This window comes from Streptomyces solicamelliae, assembly GCF_045348655.1.
Taxonomy (GTDB): Bacteria; Actinomycetota; Actinomycetes; order Streptomycetales; family Streptomycetaceae; genus Streptomyces; species Streptomyces solicamelliae.
Genome location: NZ_CP160404.1, coordinates 142176 through 162047, shown reverse-complemented (window position 1 = coordinate 162047; position 19872 = coordinate 142176). Strand labels below are relative to the sequence as shown.

Here is a 19872-nt window from a genome sequence, read left to right as displayed (position 1 = left end):
GGAGGCTGCCGTGACGACAGGTTGGGAACCCCGCCCCGCGGACGGTGCCGACAGCGGCGAATGGCGGCCGGCCCTGGACGTGCCCGCGCCGGGACAGCAGCGGCGCTGGACGGTGCTGCTGCGCTGGCTGCTGCTCCTGCCCCAGTTCATCGCCGTGTTCCTGCTGTCCTTCGTCGCCTTCTTCGTGGCGATCGTGGGCTGGTTCGCCGCCCTGGTGCTCGGCCGGCTGCCCGACGGGATCGCGGACTTCCTCGGCGGCGTCCTCGTCTACCAGACCCGGGTCTCGGCCAGTGCCGCCCTGCTCGTCGACCGCTACCCGCCGTTCGCCTTCGACGACCCCGAGTACCCGGTCCAGATCGAACTGCGCCGCACCCCGCTGAACCGCCTGGCGGTGTTCTTCCGGCTGATCCTGGTGATCCCGGCGGCGATCATCGGCAGTTTCGCGGCGTCCGGCTGGTTCGTGCTCAGCTGGGTGTTCTGGCTGATCTGCCTCATCCTGGGCCGGCTGCCCGATCCGGTCTTCGGCGCGACGGCGGCCGTCGTCCGGTACCGGATGCGGCTCTCCGCCTACATGTACCTGCTGACGCCCGTGTACCCCAAGGGCATCCTCGGCGACGAGGCCGGACCCGCCGCACTCCAGGCGCCCTCCGCGACGCGCCCGCTCGTCCTGGACACCGGCGGGAAGGTGCTGGTCTGGGTCTTCCTGGCGCTCGGCCTCGCCGGCCAGCTGACCTCGGGCACGGTCGACTACGACTCCGACGTCGACTACCAGTACGCGCCGGTCGCACCGGCCGACCGGTGGTGACTCACGGCGACACCCGGTCCTGCAAGGTGGTCTGCCAGGCGGGCCCGGGCAGCTCGGGCCCGGCCTCGGCCCGGCGGCCGCCGCGCGCGAAGAAGTCGGCCAGCGGCAGCAGCGCCGCGCCGACCGTGACCGCCTCCGGGCCCAGTTTCCCCAGGTCGATGGTGGTGCGGCTGGCCGGGTAGCGCAGCGCGTACTCCCGAGCGTGCTGCCGTACGGCCGTCAGGAACCGCTCGCCGAGCTGCAGCCCCGCCCAGCCGCCGACGAGGATGCGCTCGGGCTGGAACAGGTTGATCAGATCGGCGAAGCCGGCGCCGAGGAACTCCGCCGTCTCCGCCAGCACGGACACGGCCGTCGCATCGGCCTCCGCCTCGCCTCCGGGCGGGTACGCCGCGGCCAGCAGCGAGGTCAGCGCGGTCTCCTCGTCCGCCCCGGCCGGCGGCTCCCCGCCCGCCTCCCGCCAACGCTCGAGCAGCGCCTCCGCCCCCGCGTACGCCTCCAGGCAGCCCTGGGAACCGCAGCGGCAGCGCCGGCCCCGGACCCGTACCGTCATGTGGCCCCACTCGAGCGCGCGCACATGACCCCAGTCCAGGGCGCTGCCCGGGCCCAGCGGGTCGTCGGCCACGCAGGCGCCGACGCCCGAGCCGAAGAGCACCACGACCGCGCTGCGCGCGCCCCGCCCAGCGCCGAACCACATCTCCGCCTGGCCGAGGGTGCGGGCGCCGTTGTCGATCCAGTACGGCACCGAGTCCGGCAGGTCGACAGCCTCGCGCAGCAGCCGCTCCAGCGGCACGGCGTCCCAGCCGATCGTCTGGCCGTGCACCACCGCGCCGTCCTCGGGCGTGCGGGCGACGATGCCGGGGACGCCTACCCCGACGCCGAGCAGCCGCTCGGTGGGCACGCCTGCGGTGTCCAGGACCTCCGCGATGCCGTCGCGCAGATGGTCGACGACGAGCCCGACGTCGTACCGGGCGGTCCGCGGCCCGGTGCTCGCCAGCGGGCGCTCGGCGCGGGCCAGCTCGGTGAGGGTGAGGTCGAAGAGCTCGATCCGCAGCCGGGTCTCGCCGATGTCGACGCCGATCATGCAGCCGGCGCCGGGGGAGACGCGCAGCAGCGTACGGGGACGGCCGCCCGCCGAGTCGACGCTGCCGGCCTCCTCGACGAGGCCCTCGGCGACCAGCTCGGCGACCACGTTGCTGATCGATCCCGAGCTGAGCCCGGTCGCCGGGCCGAGCATGAGGCGGCTCATCGGCCCCTCGAAGTACAGCCTGCGCAACACGGCAGTGCGGTTCTCGCGTCGCAGATCACGCACCGTGCGGCCACTCTTCGCGTGCACTTGGGTCCCCGTCTGTCGAAGTGGTTCGTTGCAACATACCCGGAGAACAGGCCTTGACGCGACCTTCTCATGGGGTTTAACTCACATCCTAAATTAAGCCGACGGGGCGCGGGCGAGCCGACCGAGAGCCCGGCCCCGGCACTCGCGTCGTCCCCCGGAAGGGCCCACGAGCCATGCGCAGAATCAGAGCCGCTGTCACCGGAGCCGTCACCCTCTCCCTCCTCCTCACGGCCACCGGCTGCGGCGGCGGGGAGGAGAACAGCGGCCAGGCGAAGAAGACCCTCACCTACTGGGCCTCCAACCAGGGCGCGAACCTCGAGGTCGACAAGAAGGTCCTCCAGCCCGAGCTCGACAGGTTCGAGAAGGAGACCGGCATCAAGGTCAAGCTGGAGGTGATCCCGTGGTCCGACCTGCTCAACCGGATCCTCACCGCGACCACCTCCGGCCAGGGCCCCGACGTCCTCAACATCGGCAACACCTGGACCGCCTCGCTGCAGGCCAGTGGCGCGCTGGTGCCCTGGGACGAGAGCACCTTCGGCAAGATCGGCGGCAAGGACCGCTTCGTCGACTCCGCGCTCGGCTCCACCGGCGCCCCCGGTCAGGACCCGGCCGCCGTCCCGCTCTACTCGATGGCCTACGCCCTCTACTACAACAAGAAGATGTTCCAGGAGGCGGGCATAACGAAGCCCCCGACCACCTGGGACGAGGTGACCGCCGCCGGAAAGAAGATCAGCAAGGACGGCAAGTGGGGCATCGGCGTCGAGGGCTCCAACCTCGCCGAGAACATCCACCACGTCTTCGTCCTCGGCAAGCAGCACGGCGCCGACTTCTTCACCGCCGACGGCAAGGCCGACTTCACCTCCGACGGGGCCGTCGCCGCCGTCAAGCAGTACGTCGACCTCATGGCCTCGGCCAAGATCGTCGCCCCCGGCAATGCCGAGTACGCCCAGAACCAGTCCCTGAGCGACTTCGCCAAGAACCGCACCGCGATGGTCCTGTGGCAGACCCCGCAGTCGACGTTCGCCGCCCAGGGCATGAAGGAGAGCGACTGGGGCGTCGTGCCGGCTCCCGTCGCCGCGGGCGTCCCCGGCTCCGGCAAGCAGACCAACTCCATGGTCGCCGGCATCAACCTGGCCGTCTTCAAGAACACCAAGAACCTCGACGGCGCCATGAAGTTCGTGAAGTTCATGACCAGCGACCAGGAGCAGATCACGCTCAACAAGACCTACGGCTCCGTCCCGCCGGTCAAGAGCGCCCTGCAGGACCAGGCCTTCTCCGGCCCCTCGCTCACCGTCATCCGCGACACCCTCGGCAAGAGCGCCGCCGCCCTCCCGCAGGTCCCGGAGGAGTCCCAGTTCGAGACCGTCGTCGGCACCGCCGTCAAGGAACTCTTCGCCGACGCCGCCGCCGGCCGTCCGGTCACCACCGAGTCCGTACGCGCCAAGCTCGACAAGGCCCAGCAGCAGATGCCGAAGAAGTAGGCCGCAGCCCCCATGACGAACACCGCCGCCGCTCCCGCGAGCAAGAACACGGGCGTGAGCAAGAGCGCGCCGGCGGTGCGCAGCGCGGCACCCGGAGAGGCACCCGCACCACGCCGCTCCGGGCGCCGCCGCCTCGCACTGCCCTACCTGCTGCTCCTGCCCGCCCTGCTCCTCGAACTTCTCGTCCATCTCGTGCCGATGCTGATGGGCATCGGCATGAGCTTCAAGGAACTCACGCAGTTCTTCATCGGCAACTGGTCCGAAGCCCCCTGGACCGGCCTCGGCAACTACTCCGTCACCGTCGACTTCGACGCCCCCGTCGGCGAGGCGCTGCTGAAGTCCTTCCTCACCACCTGCCTGTTCACGGTGGCGTCGGTGGGCCTGTGCTGGCTGCTCGGCACGGCCGCCGCCGTCCTCCTCCAGGAGAACTTCCGCGGCCGGGGCCTCCTGCGGACGCTGTTCCTCGTCCCGTACGCGCTGCCCGTCTACGCCGCCGTGATCACCTGGGCGTTCATGTTCCAGCACGACAACGGCGTGATCAACCACGTGCTGCACGACCAGCTCGGCATCGGCGACAGCCCCGCCTTCTGGCTCATCGGCGACAACAGCTTCTGGGCCCTGCTCACCGTCTCCGTCTGGAAGGGCTGGCCGTTCGCCTTCCTCACCGTGACGGCCGGGCTCCAGACCGTCCCGCGGGAGATGTACGAGGCCGCCGCCCTCGACGGCGCCGGCATCTGGCAGCAGATCCGGCACATCACCCTGCCGTTCCTGCGCCCGGTCAACCAGGTCCTCGTGCTCGTCCTGTTCCTGTGGACCTTCAACGACTTCAACACGCCCTTCGTCCTCTTCGGCAGGGCGGCCCCCGAAGCCGCGGACCTGATCTCCCTGCACATCTACCAGTCGTCCTTCCAGACCTGGAACTTCGGCACCGGCTCGGCCATGTCCGTCCTCCTCCTGCTCTTCCTCCTCGTCGTCACCGGCGTCTACCTCCTGCTCACCACCCGCGGAAGGAAGACCTCCGATGTCTGACACCCGCTCGCCGACGGCCCCGCCGCGCTCGTTCCTGTGGACCCGCCGGACCGTCCTCACCCTGCTCACGGCCTTCGTGCTGCTGCCCGTGTACGTGATGATCTCCAGCTCCCTGAAGTCCCTCCAGGACGTCTCGGGCAAGTTCCAGTGGATCCCGTCGGGGCTCACCCTGCGCCCGTACGCCGACATCTGGCGGACCGTGCCGCTCGCCGACTACTTCGTGAACTCGATCGTGGTGTCCGTCGCCGCGACCGTCTTCTCCGTCACGGTCGCGACCTTCGCCGCGTACGCCGTCAGCCGGCACGACTTCCGCGGCAAGCGGGTCTTCACGGTGACGGTGCTGTCCACGCAGATGTTCCCCGGCATCCTCTTCCTCCTGCCGCTCTTCCTCATCTACGTCAACGTCGGCAACGCCACCGGCATCGCCCTGTTCGGCTCCCGCGAGGGCCTGATCCTCACCTATCTGACCTTCTCGCTGCCGTTCTCGATCTGGATGCTCACCGGGTACTTCGACTCGATCCCGCGCGAACTCGACGAGGCCGCCAAGGTCGACGGCTGCGGACCGGTCCGCGCCCTGTTCCGCGTGATCGTGCCCGCCGCCACCCCCGGCATCGTCGCCGTCTCCGTCTACGCCTTCATGACCGCCTGGGGCGAGGTCCTCTTCGCCTCCGTCATGACCAACGACTCCACCCGCACCCTCGCCGTCGGCCTCCAGAGCTACGCGGGCCAGACCGACGTGTACTGGAACCAGGTCATGGCCGCCTCCCTCGTGGTCAGCGTCCCCGTCGTCGCGGGCTTCCTCTTCCTCCAGCGCTACCTCGTCGCCGGCTTCACCGCAGGCGCGGTCAAGTGACGCTCTCTCAGCACCGCACCGCAGAAAGGCACTTCGTGTCATCCGACCTCGGAACCCTCCGCCCGGCGCCCGCCGCCGCCCCGCTTCCCCTGGACGTCGCCGCCTTCCCGCCCGGCTTCGCCTGGGGCACGGCCACCTCCGCGTACCAGATCGAGGGCGCCGTCGCCGAGGACGGCCGCGCGCCGTCCATCTGGGACACCTTCTCCCACACGCCGGGAGCCGTCGACAACGACGACCACGGCGACACGGCCTGCGACCACTACCACCGCTGGCCCGAGGACCTCGCCCTGATGCGCGAACTCGGCGCGAACGCCTACCGGATGTCGATCGCCTGGCCCCGCGTCGTCCCCGGCGGCGACGGCCCCGTCAACGCCGCCGGCCTGGACTTCTACGACCGCCTCGTCGACGCGCTCCTCGACGCCGGCATCACCCCCAACGTCACCCTGTACCACTGGGACCTCCCGCAAGCCCTCCAGGACCGCGCCGAGGCGAGCCGCGGCGGCTGGACCGAGCGCGCCACCGCCGAACACTTCGCCCGGTACGCCTCCGTCGTCTCCGAACGCCTCGGCGACCGCGTCACCCGGTGGGCCACCCTCAACGAGCCCCTCTGCTCCGCCTGGATCGGCCACCTCGAAGGCCGCATGGCCCCCGGCTGGACCGACCTCACCGCCGCCGTCCGCGCCTCGTACCACCTGCTGCTCGGCCACGGCCTCGCCGCCGCCGCGGTACGGGCCGCCGTCCCCGGCGCCCGCATCGGCCTCGTCACCAACCACTCCACCGTGCGGCCCGCCTCCGACCGCCCCGAGGACGTCGCCGCCGCCGTCCGCGCCGACGGCCACAGCAACCGCTGGTGGCTCGACCCGGTGTACGGCCGCGGCTTCCCCGCCGACATGCGCGAGCTCTACGGCGTCGAACTCCCGGAAAGGGCCGGGGACATGGAGCTGATCGCCACTCCGCTGGACTGGCACGGCCTCAACTACTACTTCCCCGTGACCGTCGCCGACGACCCGACCGGCCCGGTCCCGCACGCCCGCGAGGTCCACCACCCCCACCTGCCGCACACCGGCATGGACTGGCCCGTCGACGCCGCCGGCCTGGAAGCCCTCCTCATGCGGCTCACCGAGGAGTACGGAGCCCGCCGCCTGTACGTCACCGAGAACGGCTCCGCCTTCCCCGACACCGTCGGCCCCGACGGCCACGTCCACGACCCGGACCGCGCCCGCTACCTGGAGCAGCACATCGCCGCCTGCGCCCGCGCCCTGCGCAAGGGCGCGCCGCTGGCCGGCTACTACGCCTGGTCCCTGCTGGACAACTTCGAGTGGGCGTACGGCTACGACAAGCGCTTCGGCCTGGTGCACGTCGACTACGCGACCCAGCAGCGGACGGTGAAGACCAGCGGCCGCCGGTACGCGGACATCATCCGCGCCCACCGCACCGCGACGGGCTGACCCGGCCCCCCGACCGTCGACCGCCTCCGACCACGGCGCAGTGCCGGAGGCGGTCGACCGCCCCACACCGGACCCACCCCGAAGAGAAGGGACCCCGAAGCCGGCACCGCCGCACAGCACCGCTCAGCACAGAGATGACCCCCACACCGAGGAGCCGCATGTCCTCCGTATCAGTCTCCGTAGAGTCCCCACCGACGGCCCGCCGCCGCGTCGCAGGCGCCGTCGTCGCCTCACTCGTCACCGGCGTGCTGACCGCCCTGACCCCCGCACCGGCGGCCCAGGCCGCAGCCCCCGTCCTCCTGTCCCAGGGCAGGACCGCCACCGCCTCCTCCACCGAGGCCGCCCCCTTCGGGGCGACCGCCGCCGTCGACGGCGACCTCGGCGGCACCCGCTGGTCCAGCCAGTGGCAGGACGGCCAGTGGATCCAGATCGACCTCGGCCGCACCGCCGAACTGAGCCGCGCCGTCCTCACCTGGGAGGCCGCCTACGGCAAGAGCTACCAGATCCAGGCGTCCGACAACGGCACGGACTGGCGCACCCTCACCACGGTGACCGCCGGCGACGGCGGCACCGACGACCTCGCCCTCTCCGGCTCCGGCCGCTACGTCCGCATGAACGGCCTGACCCGGGGGACCGGATACGGCTTCTCCCTCTGGGAGTTCCAGGTCTACGGCACCACAGAGGGCGACGGCGGCGGTCCCACCCTGCCCGGCGGCGGGGACCTCGGGCCGAACGTGCACATCTTCGACCCGTCCACGCCCGGCATCCAGACGAAGCTGGACGAGGTCTTCCGCCAGCAGGAGTCGGCCCAGTTCGGGGCGGGCCGGCACGCCTTCCTGTTCAAGCCCGGCACGTACAACGGCCTCAACGCGCAGCTCGGCTTCTACACCCAGATCGCCGGCCTCGGCCTGCGCCCCGACGACACCACCGTCAACGGCGACGTGACCGTCGACGCGGGCTGGTTCAACGGCAACGCCACCCAGAACTTCTGGCGCGGGGCCGAGAACCTCGCCCTCGCCCCGGTCAACGGCACCGACCGCTGGGCGGTCTCCCAGGCGTCCTCGTTCCGCCGCATGCACGTCAAGGGCGGCCTCAACCTGTCCCCGACCGGGTACGGCTGGGCGAGCGGCGGCTACATCGCCGACTCGAAGATCGACGGCCAGGTCGGCAACTACTCGCAGCAGCAGTGGTACACGCGCGACAGCTCGATCGGCGGCTGGTCCAACTCGGTCTGGAACCAGGTCTACTCGGGCGTCGAGGGCGCCCCGGCGACGGGCTTCCCGGAACCGAAGTACACGACGCTCGACACCACCCCCGTCTCCCGCGAGAAGCCCTTCCTCTTCCACGAGGGCGGCGAGCTGAAGGTCTTCGCCCCGGCGAAGCGCACCAACGCGAGGGGCGTCAGCTGGTCCGGGACCCCGCAGGGCGAGTCCGTCCCGCTGACCCGCTTCTACGTCGTCAAGCCCGGCGCGACGGCGGCGACGATCAACCAGGCGGTCCAGCAGGGCCTGCACCTCCTCTTCACCCCCGGCGTCTACCACGTCGACCGCACCCTGGAGATCACCCGCCCGAACACGATCGTCCTCGGCCTCGGCCTGGCCACGATCATCCCGGACAACGGCGTCACCGCGATGCGGGTCGCGGACGTCGACGGAGTCCGGCTCGCCGGCTTCCTCATCGACGCGGGCCCGGTCAACTCCCCGACCCTGCTCGAGGTCGGCCCGCAGGGCGCCTCGGCGGACCACGCGGCGAACCCGACCACGGTCCAGGACGTGTACCTCCGCATCGGCGGCGCCGGCCCCGGCAAGGCCACGACCAGCATGGTCGTCAACAGCGACGACACGATCGTGGACCACACCTGGGTCTGGCGCGCCGACCACGGCGAGGGCGTCGGCTGGGAGACCAACCGCGCCGACTACGGCGTCCGCGTCAACGGCGACGACGTGCTGGCCACCGGCCTGTTCGTCGAGCACTTCAACAAGTACGACGTCGAGTGGTACGGCGAGCGCGGCCGCACGATCTTCTTCCAGAACGAGAAGGCGTACGACGCGCCGAACCAGGCGGCGATCCAGAACGGCTCGACCAAGGGCTACGCCGCCTACCGCGTGGACGACTCGGTGACCACCCACGAGGGTTGGGGCCTCGGCAGCTACTGCTACTACAACGTCGACCCCACGATCCGTCAGGACCACGGCTTCAAGGCCCCGGTGAAGCCCGGCGTGAAGTTCCACAGCCTCCTCACGGTGTCCCTGGGCGGCAACGGCCACTTCGACCACGTCATCAACAGCACGGGAGCCCCCACGGAGGGCACGGCGACGATCCCGTCGACGGTGACGTCGTTCTCCGGATAGGCGCCTGACGAAGCCCGGTCGTTCCGACGGAACGACCGGGCCTTCGGGATTCTTGTGTTCCGGTGTGAGCCGGGCCAGAGTGGCGGGGTGGCAGACGTGGAAGCGGACGAGACCGGGATCCTCTGGTCGGGGCGGCTCGGCCGAGTGGCCGCGGAGGTACGAAGGGTGGACGGCCGGCCGGTCCTGAGGATCGGCGACTGGTCGACGGTCGTCGACGAGCGGACGGAGATCCGCCACCGGACGGGCCGGTTCGCCCTGAGTCAGAGCATCGAGGTACGCCGGCCCGGCGAGCCCGTGTTCGTCCACCGCTACCGGCTCCGGCTGCTGCTCCAGCTGGCCCCGTACTTGGAGGCCAGCTACGACCGGTGGTCCGCCGAGGCCGACGACCCGGGCCTGGAACTGGTGGAGTTGCTGGGCGGTACGGACGACTGGGTGTAGCAGGTCTGGACGATTGGGCGTCACAGGTCCGGTGCGGGGCCGTCGCCGCCCCCTTGCTACGCTGCGAGCGCGTCCCGTGGGGGAAGTCCGGTGAGAGTCCGGCGCTGACCCGCAACGGTGTGTACGCGCGTCGGAGCAGGAGCAGACGCGTCGTACGAGCCCGATCGCCCGGGGGACGGCAGCATTTCCCACCCACTCGCCGTGGACTGCGACCGGGGATGCCTCGCGGTCCCGCCGTGTCCCACGGGCCGCGGGCCGCCCTCGTACGTACGGATCGCGGCCCGGACACGAAGGACCGCCGTGACGACGCCCGCGCCCCCCGAGGCCGGTCCCGCGCCCCCCGAGGCCGATCTTCCCGCACCATCGCCGGAGGCCCGTCCCGCCGCACCCCGCCGCCTCGCGACGGGGGCCCTGACCACCGCGCTGGCGGCAGCCCTTCTGCTGTCCCTGGTGTGCGGCGTGACCCTGGGCGCGGCCGGCCTGGCACCCGGCCACGTGCTCGGACTCCTCCGCGCCGGACTGACCGGCGGCGTCATCCGGCCCGACGAGGTCTCGGCGTACACCATCGTCTGGGAGATCCGCCTGCCGCGCACCGTCCTCGCCGCCGTCGTCGGCGCCGGCCTGGCGGTGACCGGCGTCGCCGTGCAGGCCATGGTGCGCAACGCCCTCGCCGACCCCTTCGTCCTCGGCATCTCCTCCGGAGCCGCGGTCGGGGCGAACGCCGTGATCCTCCTCGGCGCGTTCTCCGCCCTCGGGGTGTGGGCCCTGTCCGTGTCGGCGTTCGGCTCCGCGCTCGCCGCGATGACCCTGGTGTACGTGGTCGCCCGCACCGCCCACGGCCTGACGCCGCTGCGCCTCGTGCTCACCGGCACGGCCATGAGCTACGGCTTCTCCGCGGTCACCACGCTCATGGTGTTCAGCGCCGAGCACGGCGAGGCGGCCCGCGCCGCGATGATGTGGCTCCTGGGCAGCCTCGGCGGCGCGACGTGGGGCTCGGTACCCATCGCCGCCGCCACGGTACTTGCCGGCACGGCGTACCTGCTGCTCGCCGCGGGACGCCTCGACGCACTGGCCATGGGCGACGAGACCGCGGCCGCGCTGGGCGTGGACGCGGGCCGGCTGCGCCGGGAGCTGTTCGTCGTCACCGCCGCCGTCACCGGCACGGTCGTGGCCGTCAGCGGCGCGATCGGCTTCGTCGGCCTGATGGTGCCCCACCTCGTACGGATGCTGGTCGGCGCGGACCACCGGCGCGTGCTGGCGGTCGCGCCGCTCGCCGGCGCCGTCCTCCTCGTCTGGGTGGACATCCTCTCCCGCCTCCTCCTGGCCCCCGCGGAACTGCCCGTCGGCGTGATCACGGCCCTGATCGGCGTGCCGTGCTTCCTGCTGCTGATGCGCCGCCGCGGCTACGCCTTCGGAGGCGGCCGCTGATGCGCATCGACATCGAGGACCTCTCCGTCGAGGTCGCGGGCGCCCGCCTCGTACAGGACATCCGGCTGCACGCCGCACCGGGGCAGGTCGTGGGCCTGGTCGGCCCGAACGGCAGCGGTAAGTCGTCCCTGCTCCGCTGCGTGTACCGGGCGTTGCGGCCCGCGGCCGGCGCGGTCCGCCTCGACGGCGAGGACCTGCACGGCATGGACGCGCAGGCGGGCGCCCGGCTCCTCGCGGCGCTGCCGCAGGAGTCGTCGGCCGAGTTCGACTTCTCGGTGGCCGAGGTGGTGGCGATGGGCCGTCTCCCGCACCGTCGCGGAGCGATCGGCCGGGCGTCCGCGGAGGACGGCAGGATCTGCGAGCGGGCGCTTGACCGGGTCGGCGCGACGCACCTGACGGACCGCAGCTTCCTCACCCTTTCCGGCGGGGAGAAGCAACGCGTCCTCGTGGCCCGCGCACTCGCGCAGCAGCCCCGCGTCCTGGTCCTGGACGAGCCGACCAACCACCTCGACATCGCCCAGCAGTTGGAGGTCCTGGCCCTCGTCCGGAGCCTCGGCCCGACGGTCCTCGTGGCGCTGCACGACCTCAACCTCGCAGCCCGCCACTGCGACGTCCTGTACGTCATCGCCGGCGGCCGCATCGTCGCCTCGGGCCCACCGCACGACGTCCTGAGCCCGGACCTGCTGGCCGAGATCTTCGGCGTACGCGCCCACCGCGTGCGGCACCCGAGAACGGGCGCCGTCCAACTTCTCTTCGACCGCCTTACCGACGACGTCCGACCGATCGAGCAGACGAACAGGTGACACACGCATGACCCGCCCGAACCTTCTTGCCGCAGCCCGCACGGCAGCGGCCCTGGCGCTCGCCCTCACCCTCACCGGCTGCGGTGCGCAGGTCGCACCCACCGGCGCCGGCGGCACCGACGACGACCGCCCCACCGCGATCACCATCGAGGACTGCGGCCGCAAGGTCACCTACGCGAAGCGCCCCGAACGCGTCGTCACCAACGACGTCGGCATCACCGAGATCATGTTCGCCCTCGGCCTCGAGGACCGGATGGCCGGCTACGTGATGCCGGACGACCGCGGCGAACTGACGAAGGTGCCGTGGAAGGCCGGCTACGACCGGGCGAAGTGGCTGTCCAAGGACAGGATCACCAAGGAACTCGTCCTCGACGCGCGGGCCGACCTCGTGTTCGCGGGCTGGAACTACGGCTTCGGCGAGGACAACGGCCTCACCCCGGACTCCCTGCGCGCCCTCGGCGTCGACTCGTACCTCCTGACCGAGTCCTGCCGCAACGGCCCCGGCGCGGCGCGCGGCATCATGCCGCCCCTGGACGCGCTGTACACCGACCTGACCAACCTCGGAAAGCTCTTCGGGGTCGAGGACCGCGCCCGGAAGCTGATCGCCGACTTCAGGAAGCAGGTCACCGCGGCACAGGCCAAGGCTCCGCGCGGCGACGCCCGGCCCACGGTCTTCCTCTACGACAGCGGCCAGGACAAGCCCTTCACCTCCGGCCGCTACGCCGCGCCGCACGACATCATCACCAAGGCCGGCGGCGACCACGTCATGGCCGACCTCGGCGACTCGTGGACGACGGTCGGCTGGGAGACGATCGTCGCACGTGACCCGGAGGTGATCGTCGTCAACGACTACGGCGACACGACCGCCGCCCAGAAGCGCGACTTCCTCCTCTCGTACCCCCCGCTGGCCCGGGTCTCCGCGATCAAGCACCAGCGCATCGTCACCCTGGACTACGTCGACCTGGTGGAAAGCCCCCGCAACCCGGCGGCGATAGCGACCCTGACCGACTACCTGGCCACCGTGCACCGCTGATCCCCGCCCCGTGCTCGGGCGGGCTGCACGGACTCAAGCCCGCCCGACATAACGAATGACCTCGCAGTCGTCGAGGATCACCAGGCCCCCTCCCACCAACTCGTCCAACTGCGGCAGAAACGCCCGCACCCGCTCCTCCTCGTCGACGATCACCACTGCCACAGGAAGGTTCTCGTTCATCGACAGCAGCCGAGCGGTATGGATCAGCGAGGAGGCCCCGAACCCCTCGACCCCCCGGAACACCGACGCCCCGGCGAGCCCGGCCTGATGCGCCCGGTGCACGATCTCGGCGTACAGCGGCCGGTGGTGCCACAGGTCGTTGTCCCCGATGAAGATCGTCACGCGCAGCGCCCGCCCGGTAAGCCTCGTCACGCGGCGAATCCTCCCAGAACGGACCAGGGAATCGGCCCCGGAGAACCGGCGCGCCGCGACCAACCGGAGGTGACAACACGGATATGGCGGATCACTCGATAGAGGGTTGAGGGAAAACACGCCTCGCCAGTCCCTCTGGCAAGTGCCCAAGACATATCGCCTGCTGCCGGGCCTGTGGGACGAGGTCACGGCGATCCGTCGGCAGCACCATGCCCTCGTACTCGACACAGCATCGACTCACGCGCCGTGCATCGATGCGTGAAGATGCACGCACACATGCAGGGCTCTGACGTGCGGTGATGCGCGTGCAGCGAACCTCGGAGGCACGGTTGGTCGAGACGCGACCCCACCGCACGGCGGACGGTACGGGGCAGGAGTTGGCGCTGCTGTTACGCGCGTGGTGGGAGGCGTCCGCGGACAAGGCCGGCGGAAAGCCGACGCAGGAGTCCCTCGCGCGGAAGATCGGCGTCAACCAGACGACCCTCTCCCGCTACTTCAACCCCCTGCACCCGTCGACCGCCCCCAAGGACGTCGTACAAGCCCTCCACGCGGCGCTGACCGCACCGCCTGACGACCTGCCGCAGGCCGTGGCCCTGACGGAGGCGGTGGTCGAGGAACCACCGAACACGCACCCTCCGGCGAGCCCGAGCCTCTGGACCCCACCGGGCGTATGGCGCACGGCGTTGACGGTGACCGCGACCGTGAGCATCGCCGTCGCATCCTGGTCGGCCCTCACGCACAACCTGCCGACGACGAAGCCCGACCACCCGCTCACGGCAGCCGCCGGCTCGGCGACAGCGCCGGAGTGGCCCTCGGTGAGGACAGGGGAGCGCTCGCCCCTGACCCGGACGATCCAGCGACTGCTCCGAGCCGCCGGCCACCGCCCGGACGCGGACGGCGTCTTCGGCCCGGAGACCCGCCGCCAGGTGATCGCCTTCCAGCGATCGAGAAACCTGCGCCCGGACGGCGAGGTGGGGGAGCGCACGTGGCCGATGCTGATCCGCCCGGTGGCGTCGGGCGACAGGGGCCACGCGGTAGAGGCGGCCCAGGACCTCCTGACCCAGGCGGGCCACCCCGCCCCCATCACCGGCGTCTACACATCGACGACGTTCCACGCCGTCACCGACTTCCAGACCCGCCACGGCCTCAGGCCAACAGGCACGGTCGGCACCACGACATGGCTGGCTTTGACGGCAGCGGCAAGGCGTCCGTGACCAACAAGAAGGCCACCAGCAGAAATTCACTTGCCCACCGGCAAAAACCCTGGATGCAATGGCGACCCACTGACCCACCAGCCACCGGGGAGACGCCGCGCGCATGAACACCCAACCCATCCGCATAGGCGCCCTGGCTCCCCTGACCCGCCCCGGCTGGGCGGAGGCGGGCCGACACCTGCTGGCGGGCCTGGAACTGGCCGTCCGCGAAGTGAACGCCGCAGGCGGAATAGCCGGCAACCCGCTGGAGCTGCTGGTCCGAGACACAGCAGCCAACCCCCAGAAGGCCGAGGCGGCGGTCGACGAACTGGCGGGGTCGGGCGTGGTGGCCGTGGTAGGGGAGTACCACAGCGTGGTCGCCCGCACCGTAGCGGCGAGGGCGGACGCCCTGGGCGTCCCCTTCCTCTGCTCGTCAGCGGTACTGGACGATTTGATCGACCACCCGACGAACTGGGTAGCCCGCCTCCCCCCGCCCCAGTCCCAGGGCTGGCACCTGTACGCCGACTTCCTCGTCAGCGAGGGCCACACACGCGTCGCCGCGGCAGTGGACCCAAGCGCCTACTGGGCAGCAGGAACGAAGATCCTGCACAACGCGCTCACCCCGCACGGTGGAACGCTGGCGACCCTGGACATGCGCGGGCACACCCCGAACTCGGTGTGCGACGAACTACTGGCCCAAGGCGCCACGGCCCTCCTGCTCCTGGTAGGCCACCCGGACCCGGCAGGGCCGATCGTCAAGGCGGTCCGCACCGACCCCCGTCTCACGGAACTCCTGATAGGCGCCCCGGCGGGACAGCCGGAGCTCACCGAATGGGCAGGCCTCCTGGGCGACGACGGCACAGCGGTCCCCTTCCTCCGCTACCTCCCGGCCCACCTCACCCCAAGCGGCGAGCGAATCGAGAGAACCCTCCGCAACGACCTGAAGGAAGCCCCCTCCTTCGTAGCCTTCGAGGGCCACGACACGATCACCGTCCTGGCCACCGCCCTCCGCACCCAGGGCACGACCCGCTCAAGCCTCGCCGCATCCTGGCCCCACCTCACCGTCGAAGGAACCCGCGGAACGATCCGGTTCACCCGCACCCCACCGAGCAACGTCTGGCAGTGGACCTGTCCACCCATCCAGATCGCAGACCGGGACCCGGCATCCCCCGACAACTTCCGCACCCTCCACACAAGCTGAGGCCAAACGCCTGCCGCCGCGAATCGCCCGACCACGCCGCGCCGGGCGCGTGGAAATCCGGAGGCCGGTCACCGAGGCGGCGAAGTAGCATCCCCGGATGCCGGAGGACGACATAGACCACATGATCCCGTCGGCCGGGCGTGCCGACACCGATGCCCTGCGCGCGCACGACGCCGAGGAGCTCGCCCAGTACGTGGCCGACCCCACCCACCCCTGGTGGCGCCGCAGGGCCTGCGCTCAGGCGCTCGCCGGCCGCGTCCCGGAGCCGTGGGCCGACGCCCTGCTCGACCGCGTCCGCGACATCGAGGACGTGGGCGAGGTACGCAGGGCGCTGCTGGAAATCGTCGGCGACCGACCCGAACTACTGCCCTGGCTCCGCCACGAGGACCGCGGCCGCGAGACCTCGTACGGAATGCCCGACGCGTTCCTCCGTACCCGCGGCCTCGCCGGCGACCTCACCGCAGCCGAGGACCTCGCCGTCCTCGCGGCGAGCCCGTGGCGGCGCACCCAGGAGGCCGGCGAGACGGGGCTGGACGCGCTGGTCGCACACCACGGCCTCCAGAAGGTCCTGACCCGATTCGGCGAGGACCGCCCCGAGGACCGCCTCTTCCGGCTGCGGATGCGGTACCGGGCCGGCCAAGACGTGACGTACGCCCTCGCGGACCCGGACCGGACGGTGGCACACCTCGCACACACCCTGGCCCACGACGCCGACGCGCTCCGCGCCTTCCTCACGCATGCCCCGACGACAGAGTCCGCCCTCTGGGCCGTCCTGGCCCTCCACGAACTGACAGAGGTCACCAAGGACACAGAAGACACCGAGGCCCGGGCCGAAACCCGCAGGCTCTACAAGGCACTCGGCAGCCCGCGCGTGGAGGTCCCCGGCCTGGACGAGGAACTGCGCGTCCCGATCCTCCACGAGTACGCCCAGCGGAGCCAGCGACTCACCGACCCCCGCTGGCGCGTGGAGGTCCTGTGCGCCGAACCGCCCGCCCCGCACGACGTGGACGCCTGGCTGAGCAGAGCCACCCACGCACTGACGTCGGCCGGCCTCGCCCCGTCCCCACCCGTCGACTGCGGCGCGTACCACCAGCAGGGCGGCGGCACCTACCACGTCATCAAGTTCGGTGACAGCGCCGTCCGGATCAGCACGCTCGGCCCGTACGCGAGCGCCGCCGAGAGCGGCATGGCGGCCCGCCCGCCACTCGAGGCGGCAGGCTTCCGCTGGCTCGACGAGGACACCGCTGCCACCAAGGTCACCGACCTCTGCGTCTACTACTTCGGCGACCGGGAAGCGCTCGCCATCGAGACGCTGCTCTTCTACTGGCAGGACTGACGAGCGCACGCACGTACCACAGGTATTGAGGCATCGTGCCAGGCGGCCGGGCGTGACGCCGTCGTGCCCGACGGCAAGGGGGCGACGGGCTCAGGAGGGACTGTCCCCGTGCGTAAGGGTCTCCCAGGCGACGAACAGGTTGTTGCTGCCGGCCGGACGGTTGCGCTTCGTCAGCGTCTCGGTGTTGGTCATGGCGTGGCCGAGGCGGTTGTGCATCGCGTTGTAGCCGACCTCGGTGACAGGCCCGAGCCCAAGATGCAGGGACCCGCCGCACAGCCAGGTCGGTGCGGCCGTGCCGAGCTCGTACTTGGCCTGGAACCCCAGCGCGTGCCGCAGCCGCTCGCCGACGTCCGTACCGTACAGGTCCTGGCCCTGGATCCGGCTGGTCTCGGCGACGTGCGAGATGGCGGAGATGCCGTAGCCGGTGTGCGTGAAGTCGCGGCAGGTCTCCTGGGTGAGGCCGGTGACGAAGGTCGACTGCCCCTGCCAGTACTTGACGATCTTCTCCCGCGTGTCGAGGTTCTGGCTCGGCACGGTCTTCGGCAGCGCGCCGTCGGACTCGAGATAGACGTAGGCGGCGGTGCGGGTGCGGAACTTCGCCATGGCCTTGTCGTACGACGCCCTGTCCTCCAGGAACACGGAGATGCCGATGGCGGCCTCCATCATCGACAGCTCCCAATTGCCGTTGGAATGGGAGCCGTTGATGATCTCGGGCAGATACACATTGCGGAGCATCGTCGCGAACCGCGCGGAGTTCGGCCAGCCTCCCGTGTACGTGTACTTGATGATCTCGGCGGCCTTGGGCCAGGAGGAGCCGGCCCAGCCTGTCTGCAGCGGGGCGTTGCTGTTGGTGTGGTCGGTGATGACGGCGGACCAGGCGTCCATCAGCTGGATGGACTTCTGCGCGTAGCGTGCGTCACGCGTGATGTACCAGGCGAGGGCGTTGGTGTACGCGGCGATCGCGTCCTCGCGCTCGTCGGTGCAGCCGTAGTTGGGGTTGGAGTAGGAGCCGCACTCCACGACGGCGCGGGGCTTCGGGGTGCGGTTGAGGCCGGCGTACCTGCTCGCCATCATCTGGTCGTAGGCGCCCTTCCAGGGCTGGGCGCCGGCGAGGACCTTGGACCTGGCGAAGTCCAACTGCCCCTTGGAGACGGCGACTCCAGGGTGCGTGAACGTGGCGGGTGCCGCGTCGGCACCGGGTGCGGACGGCCAGACGAGGACACCGACGACAAGGGCGGCAGCGGCCGCGAGAAGTCCGGTTCTGCGCATGGGTGGGGGGCCTTCCGTTCTCGTGGGGGAACGTGAAGCGCCGTGAGGAACAGGCGCGTTGAGCGGAGACCATAGGTCTGGACCATCGTTCCGTCAAGGTGTGAAGGAAGTAGTCGCCCGGTCTGACGAGCCCGACGAGAGCGCTGACATCCCGCCGGCGGTGAGGTCAGGTCACGTCACTGACGCGCACGGCGCTGTCCGCACCGCAAGTCCCGCGTGCCTGCGCCCTTTGCCCGCAAGCCGGCGGGCTTGCCGGCGGGTCGGCCGACGAGCCGGCGCCCGCCCGAGGCGAGACCGGCCTCGCCAGAAGACTCCGGCACCATGAGGGCCCCCGCCCCTCCCGCATCGCCCCTCCAGCATCGCCCATCCCGGTCGCACCGTCCGCTCTGACTCCTAGGCCAAGAGGTTCGTCGAGGTGGAGGGCATCCGTGTTGCTCGGCAGGGCATCGAGCGTCACCGTGATGCCTGGATCACCGAGGGCTGGTGGATCCCGGCCGGGGACCGCCGGGTGTCCGTGGCGTGTTCAGCGCTGACATGGTGGGCGCCGTCCTCGTTGTCGACGACGCAGACCGCGACGGCCTTACCGTACGCGAGCATGCGGCCTACGTCGTCGCTCTCGCCGAGCTCGGCGTCGCGGCGTTCCAGGACACGCTGTGCGAGGCTGGGGGAGGGCCGAGCCAGATCGGCGTGGACAGGACCAGGATGTCGCAGCCCAGAATCGTGCCGCGGATCTCCGGCAAGGCGACGCCATCTCCCATGTCGACCTCGACACCCGGTTTGACGTCGTGGTTGGCGATCCGGATCACCTTTCCGGTCACGCCGTGATCGGCCAGGTCAGACATGGTTTGCTCGCCCAGTGACTGCGAGCCGGACCCCTTCCGTGGCGGGGAAACGTGCTGACCAGCGCGACGGCGCGCAGCGGCGTGGTTTCGGTGGTGGTGTCCATGCGATCCGGCTGACCCTGAGGGTCATGCCGTATCCCGCACTTCCTGGCGATACTCACCGATCAACGGTCGGTCTGGACCGGACTGCGGCGCGTCAGCGGCAGGCACAGACGGCGTACGGCACCCAAGACCGCTTGAGGCCCTGCTCCGGTTGGCTTCCTGGTAGACCTCGTCGGCGTCCGCTGGCACTGCTGCCGCTGGACGGTTCTGCCGCCTCGCTGCGAGGCGGCCTTCCCTAGGTGAGGCTGCGGCTGGCCGACTTGCTCTCTCACCTGCAGGACAGCGGCATCGGTACTGCCGTGCTCCGTAAGCTGCGTGAGCGGTGTAACCACGAGGGGCACCCTGATCGGCTGCACGTCCTGCAAGGCAGTCGAGCCCGGCGGTGGTACGAGCGGCAAGGATGGCCGTGCATGTGTGAGCCGGCGGAGCGGGCAGAGGCACTGGTGCGGCCCCCGCCCGCGGTATACCCCTTTGCGTGAGCGGAGGCCGCTCCGAGCCGCAGAAGCACCGAGATGGCTGGGACGCGTGGCGGCTTGGGCTGGCTCGGGCTGCTCA

General features: G+C 70.9%; 18 protein-coding genes and 1 riboswitch. Of the genes, 13 read left to right on the top strand and 5 right to left on the bottom strand.

The window, feature by feature from the left end; genetic code table 11:
* Positions 1 to 10 precede the first annotated feature (10 nt).
* On the top strand, positions 11 to 805 hold the full coding sequence (locus ABZO31_RS00770; RefSeq protein WP_406858840.1) for a DUF4389 domain-containing protein: 795 nt from the start codon (positions 11 to 13) through the stop codon (positions 803 to 805).
* A gap of 1 nt (position 806) precedes the next feature.
* Here the strand turns inward: ABZO31_RS00770 and ABZO31_RS00765 are convergent, their stop codons facing one another.
* Positions 807 to 2138: an ROK family transcriptional regulator gene (locus ABZO31_RS00765; protein ID WP_406858839.1), complete on the bottom strand. Its 1332-nt coding sequence runs from the start codon at positions 2136 to 2138 to the stop codon at positions 807 to 809.
* A 173-nt stretch (positions 2139 to 2311) separates the two neighbouring features.
* Here ABZO31_RS00765 and ABZO31_RS00760 point away from each other — a divergent pair, with 173 nt between their 5' ends.
* The 9 genes from ABZO31_RS00760 (at position 2312) to ABZO31_RS00720 (ending at position 13002) form a co-directional block, all read left to right on the top strand.
* Positions 2312 to 3619, top strand: coding sequence for an ABC transporter substrate-binding protein (locus tag ABZO31_RS00760; RefSeq protein WP_406858838.1), 1308 nt, complete (start codon positions 2312 to 2314; stop codon positions 3617 to 3619).
* Positions 3620 to 3631: 12 nt separating this feature from the next.
* Complete coding sequence (locus ABZO31_RS00755) at positions 3632 to 4648, top strand: carbohydrate ABC transporter permease (RefSeq protein WP_406858837.1); 1017 nt, start codon at positions 3632 to 3634, stop codon at positions 4646 to 4648.
* Positions 4641 to 5501, top strand: a complete 861-nt coding sequence (locus ABZO31_RS00750; protein ID WP_406858836.1) for a carbohydrate ABC transporter permease — start codon at positions 4641 to 4643, stop codon at positions 5499 to 5501. Before ABZO31_RS00755 ends, ABZO31_RS00750 begins: the two co-directional genes overlap by 8 nt.
* A gap of 35 nt (positions 5502 to 5536) precedes the next feature.
* A complete protein-coding gene (locus ABZO31_RS00745; RefSeq protein ID WP_406858835.1) occupies positions 5537 to 6949 on the top strand; it encodes a GH1 family beta-glucosidase in 1413 nt (470 codons plus the stop codon).
* Positions 6950 to 7107: 158 nt separating this feature from the next.
* The gene (locus ABZO31_RS00740) at positions 7108 to 9300 is read left to right on the top strand and encodes a discoidin domain-containing protein (protein WP_406858834.1); all 2193 of its coding nucleotides are present in this window, start codon (positions 7108 to 7110) and stop codon (positions 9298 to 9300) included.
* Positions 9301 to 9387: 87 nt separating this feature from the next.
* Positions 9388 to 9738 (top strand): hypothetical protein, encoded by a 351-nt coding sequence (locus tag ABZO31_RS00735; RefSeq protein ID WP_406858833.1) that lies wholly within the window; start codon positions 9388 to 9390, stop codon positions 9736 to 9738.
* Positions 9739 to 9817: 79 nt separating this feature from the next.
* Positions 9818 to 9908: riboswitch (cobalamin riboswitch) on the top strand.
* A gap of 241 nt (positions 9909 to 10149) precedes the next feature.
* Positions 10150 to 11166: a FecCD family ABC transporter permease gene (locus ABZO31_RS00730; RefSeq protein WP_406865224.1), complete on the top strand. Its 1017-nt coding sequence runs from the start codon at positions 10150 to 10152 to the stop codon at positions 11164 to 11166.
* Entirely contained in the window at positions 11166 to 11969 is an 804-nt protein-coding gene (locus ABZO31_RS00725; RefSeq protein ID WP_406858832.1) for an ABC transporter ATP-binding protein, read from the top strand. Before ABZO31_RS00730 ends, ABZO31_RS00725 begins: the two co-directional genes overlap by 1 nt.
* A 7-nt stretch (positions 11970 to 11976) precedes the next feature.
* Complete coding sequence (locus ABZO31_RS00720; RefSeq protein ID WP_406858831.1) at positions 11977 to 13002, top strand: ABC transporter substrate-binding protein; 1026 nt, start codon at positions 11977 to 11979, stop codon at positions 13000 to 13002.
* Positions 13003 to 13035: 33 nt separating this feature from the next.
* Here ABZO31_RS00720 and ABZO31_RS00715 read toward each other — a convergent pair whose 3' ends face one another.
* Positions 13036 to 13374 carry a DUF190 domain-containing protein gene (locus ABZO31_RS00715; protein ID WP_406858830.1) on the bottom strand — a complete coding sequence of 113 codons (339 nt, stop codon included), beginning with the start codon at positions 13372 to 13374 and terminating at the stop codon, positions 13036 to 13038.
* A gap of 305 nt (positions 13375 to 13679) precedes the next feature.
* On the opposite strand from ABZO31_RS00715, the gene ABZO31_RS00710 reads away from it, so the two are divergent.
* From ABZO31_RS00710 to ABZO31_RS00700, 3 genes are all read left to right on the top strand, one after another.
* Positions 13680 to 14588 (top strand): peptidoglycan-binding protein, encoded by a 909-nt coding sequence (locus ABZO31_RS00710; protein ID WP_406858829.1) that lies wholly within the window; start codon positions 13680 to 13682, stop codon positions 14586 to 14588.
* A 103-nt stretch (positions 14589 to 14691) separates the two neighbouring features.
* Positions 14692 to 15768: an ABC transporter substrate-binding protein gene (locus ABZO31_RS00705; protein ID WP_406858828.1), complete on the top strand. Its 1077-nt coding sequence runs from the start codon at positions 14692 to 14694 to the stop codon at positions 15766 to 15768.
* A 97-nt stretch (positions 15769 to 15865) separates the two neighbouring features.
* Positions 15866 to 17104 carry a hypothetical protein gene (locus tag ABZO31_RS00700; protein WP_406858827.1) on the top strand — a complete coding sequence of 413 codons (1239 nt, stop codon included), beginning with the start codon at positions 15866 to 15868 and terminating at the stop codon, positions 17102 to 17104.
* A gap of 90 nt (positions 17105 to 17194) precedes the next feature.
* Here ABZO31_RS00700 and ABZO31_RS00695 read toward each other — a convergent pair whose 3' ends face one another.
* The 3 genes from ABZO31_RS00695 to ABZO31_RS00685 all read right to left on the bottom strand — a co-directional run bounded on the left by ABZO31_RS00695 (position 17195) and on the right by ABZO31_RS00685 (position 19215).
* Complete coding sequence (locus ABZO31_RS00695; RefSeq protein ID WP_406858826.1) at positions 17195 to 18373, bottom strand: alginate lyase family protein; 1179 nt, start codon at positions 18371 to 18373, stop codon at positions 17195 to 17197.
* A gap of 453 nt (positions 18374 to 18826) precedes the next feature.
* Positions 18827 to 18970: a hypothetical protein gene (locus tag ABZO31_RS00690; RefSeq protein ID WP_406858825.1), complete on the bottom strand. Its 144-nt coding sequence runs from the start codon at positions 18968 to 18970 to the stop codon at positions 18827 to 18829.
* Between the two features lie 5 nt (positions 18971 to 18975).
* Positions 18976 to 19215, bottom strand: a complete 240-nt coding sequence (locus ABZO31_RS00685) for a hypothetical protein (protein WP_406858824.1) — start codon at positions 19213 to 19215, stop codon at positions 18976 to 18978.
* Positions 19216 to 19872: the final 657 nt, after the last annotated feature.

Excerpts from the sequence above, each read along its gene's own strand:
- ABZO31_RS00760 (WP_406858838.1), top strand. The coding sequence starts at position 2,312 with ATGCGCAGAATCAGAGCCGCTGTCACCGGAGCCGTCACCCTCTCCCTC.
- ABZO31_RS00755 (WP_406858837.1), top strand. The coding sequence starts at position 3,632 with ATGACGAACACCGCCGCCGCTCCCGCGAGCAAGAACACGGGCGTGAGC.
- ABZO31_RS00750 (WP_406858836.1), top strand. The coding sequence starts at position 4,641 with ATGTCTGACACCCGCTCGCCGACGGCCCCGCCGCGCTCGTTCCTGTGG.
- ABZO31_RS00740 (WP_406858834.1), top strand. The coding sequence starts at position 7,108 with ATGTCCTCCGTATCAGTCTCCGTAGAGTCCCCACCGACGGCCCGCCGC.
- ABZO31_RS00725 (WP_406858832.1), top strand. The coding sequence starts at position 11,166 with ATGCGCATCGACATCGAGGACCTCTCCGTCGAGGTCGCGGGCGCCCGC.
- ABZO31_RS00720 (WP_406858831.1), top strand. The coding sequence starts at position 11,977 with ATGACCCGCCCGAACCTTCTTGCCGCAGCCCGCACGGCAGCGGCCCTG.
- ABZO31_RS00705 (WP_406858828.1), top strand. The coding sequence starts at position 14,692 with ATGAACACCCAACCCATCCGCATAGGCGCCCTGGCTCCCCTGACCCGC.
- ABZO31_RS00700 (WP_406858827.1), top strand. The coding sequence starts at position 15,866 with ATGCCGGAGGACGACATAGACCACATGATCCCGTCGGCCGGGCGTGCC.
- ABZO31_RS00695 (WP_406858826.1), bottom strand. The coding sequence starts at position 18,373 with ATGCGCAGAACCGGACTTCTCGCGGCCGCTGCCGCCCTTGTCGTCGGT.
- ABZO31_RS00690 (WP_406858825.1), bottom strand. The coding sequence starts at position 18,970 with ATGCTCGCGTACGGTAAGGCCGTCGCGGTCTGCGTCGTCGACAACGAG.
- ABZO31_RS00685 (WP_406858824.1), bottom strand. The coding sequence starts at position 19,215 with ATGTCTGACCTGGCCGATCACGGCGTGACCGGAAAGGTGATCCGGATC.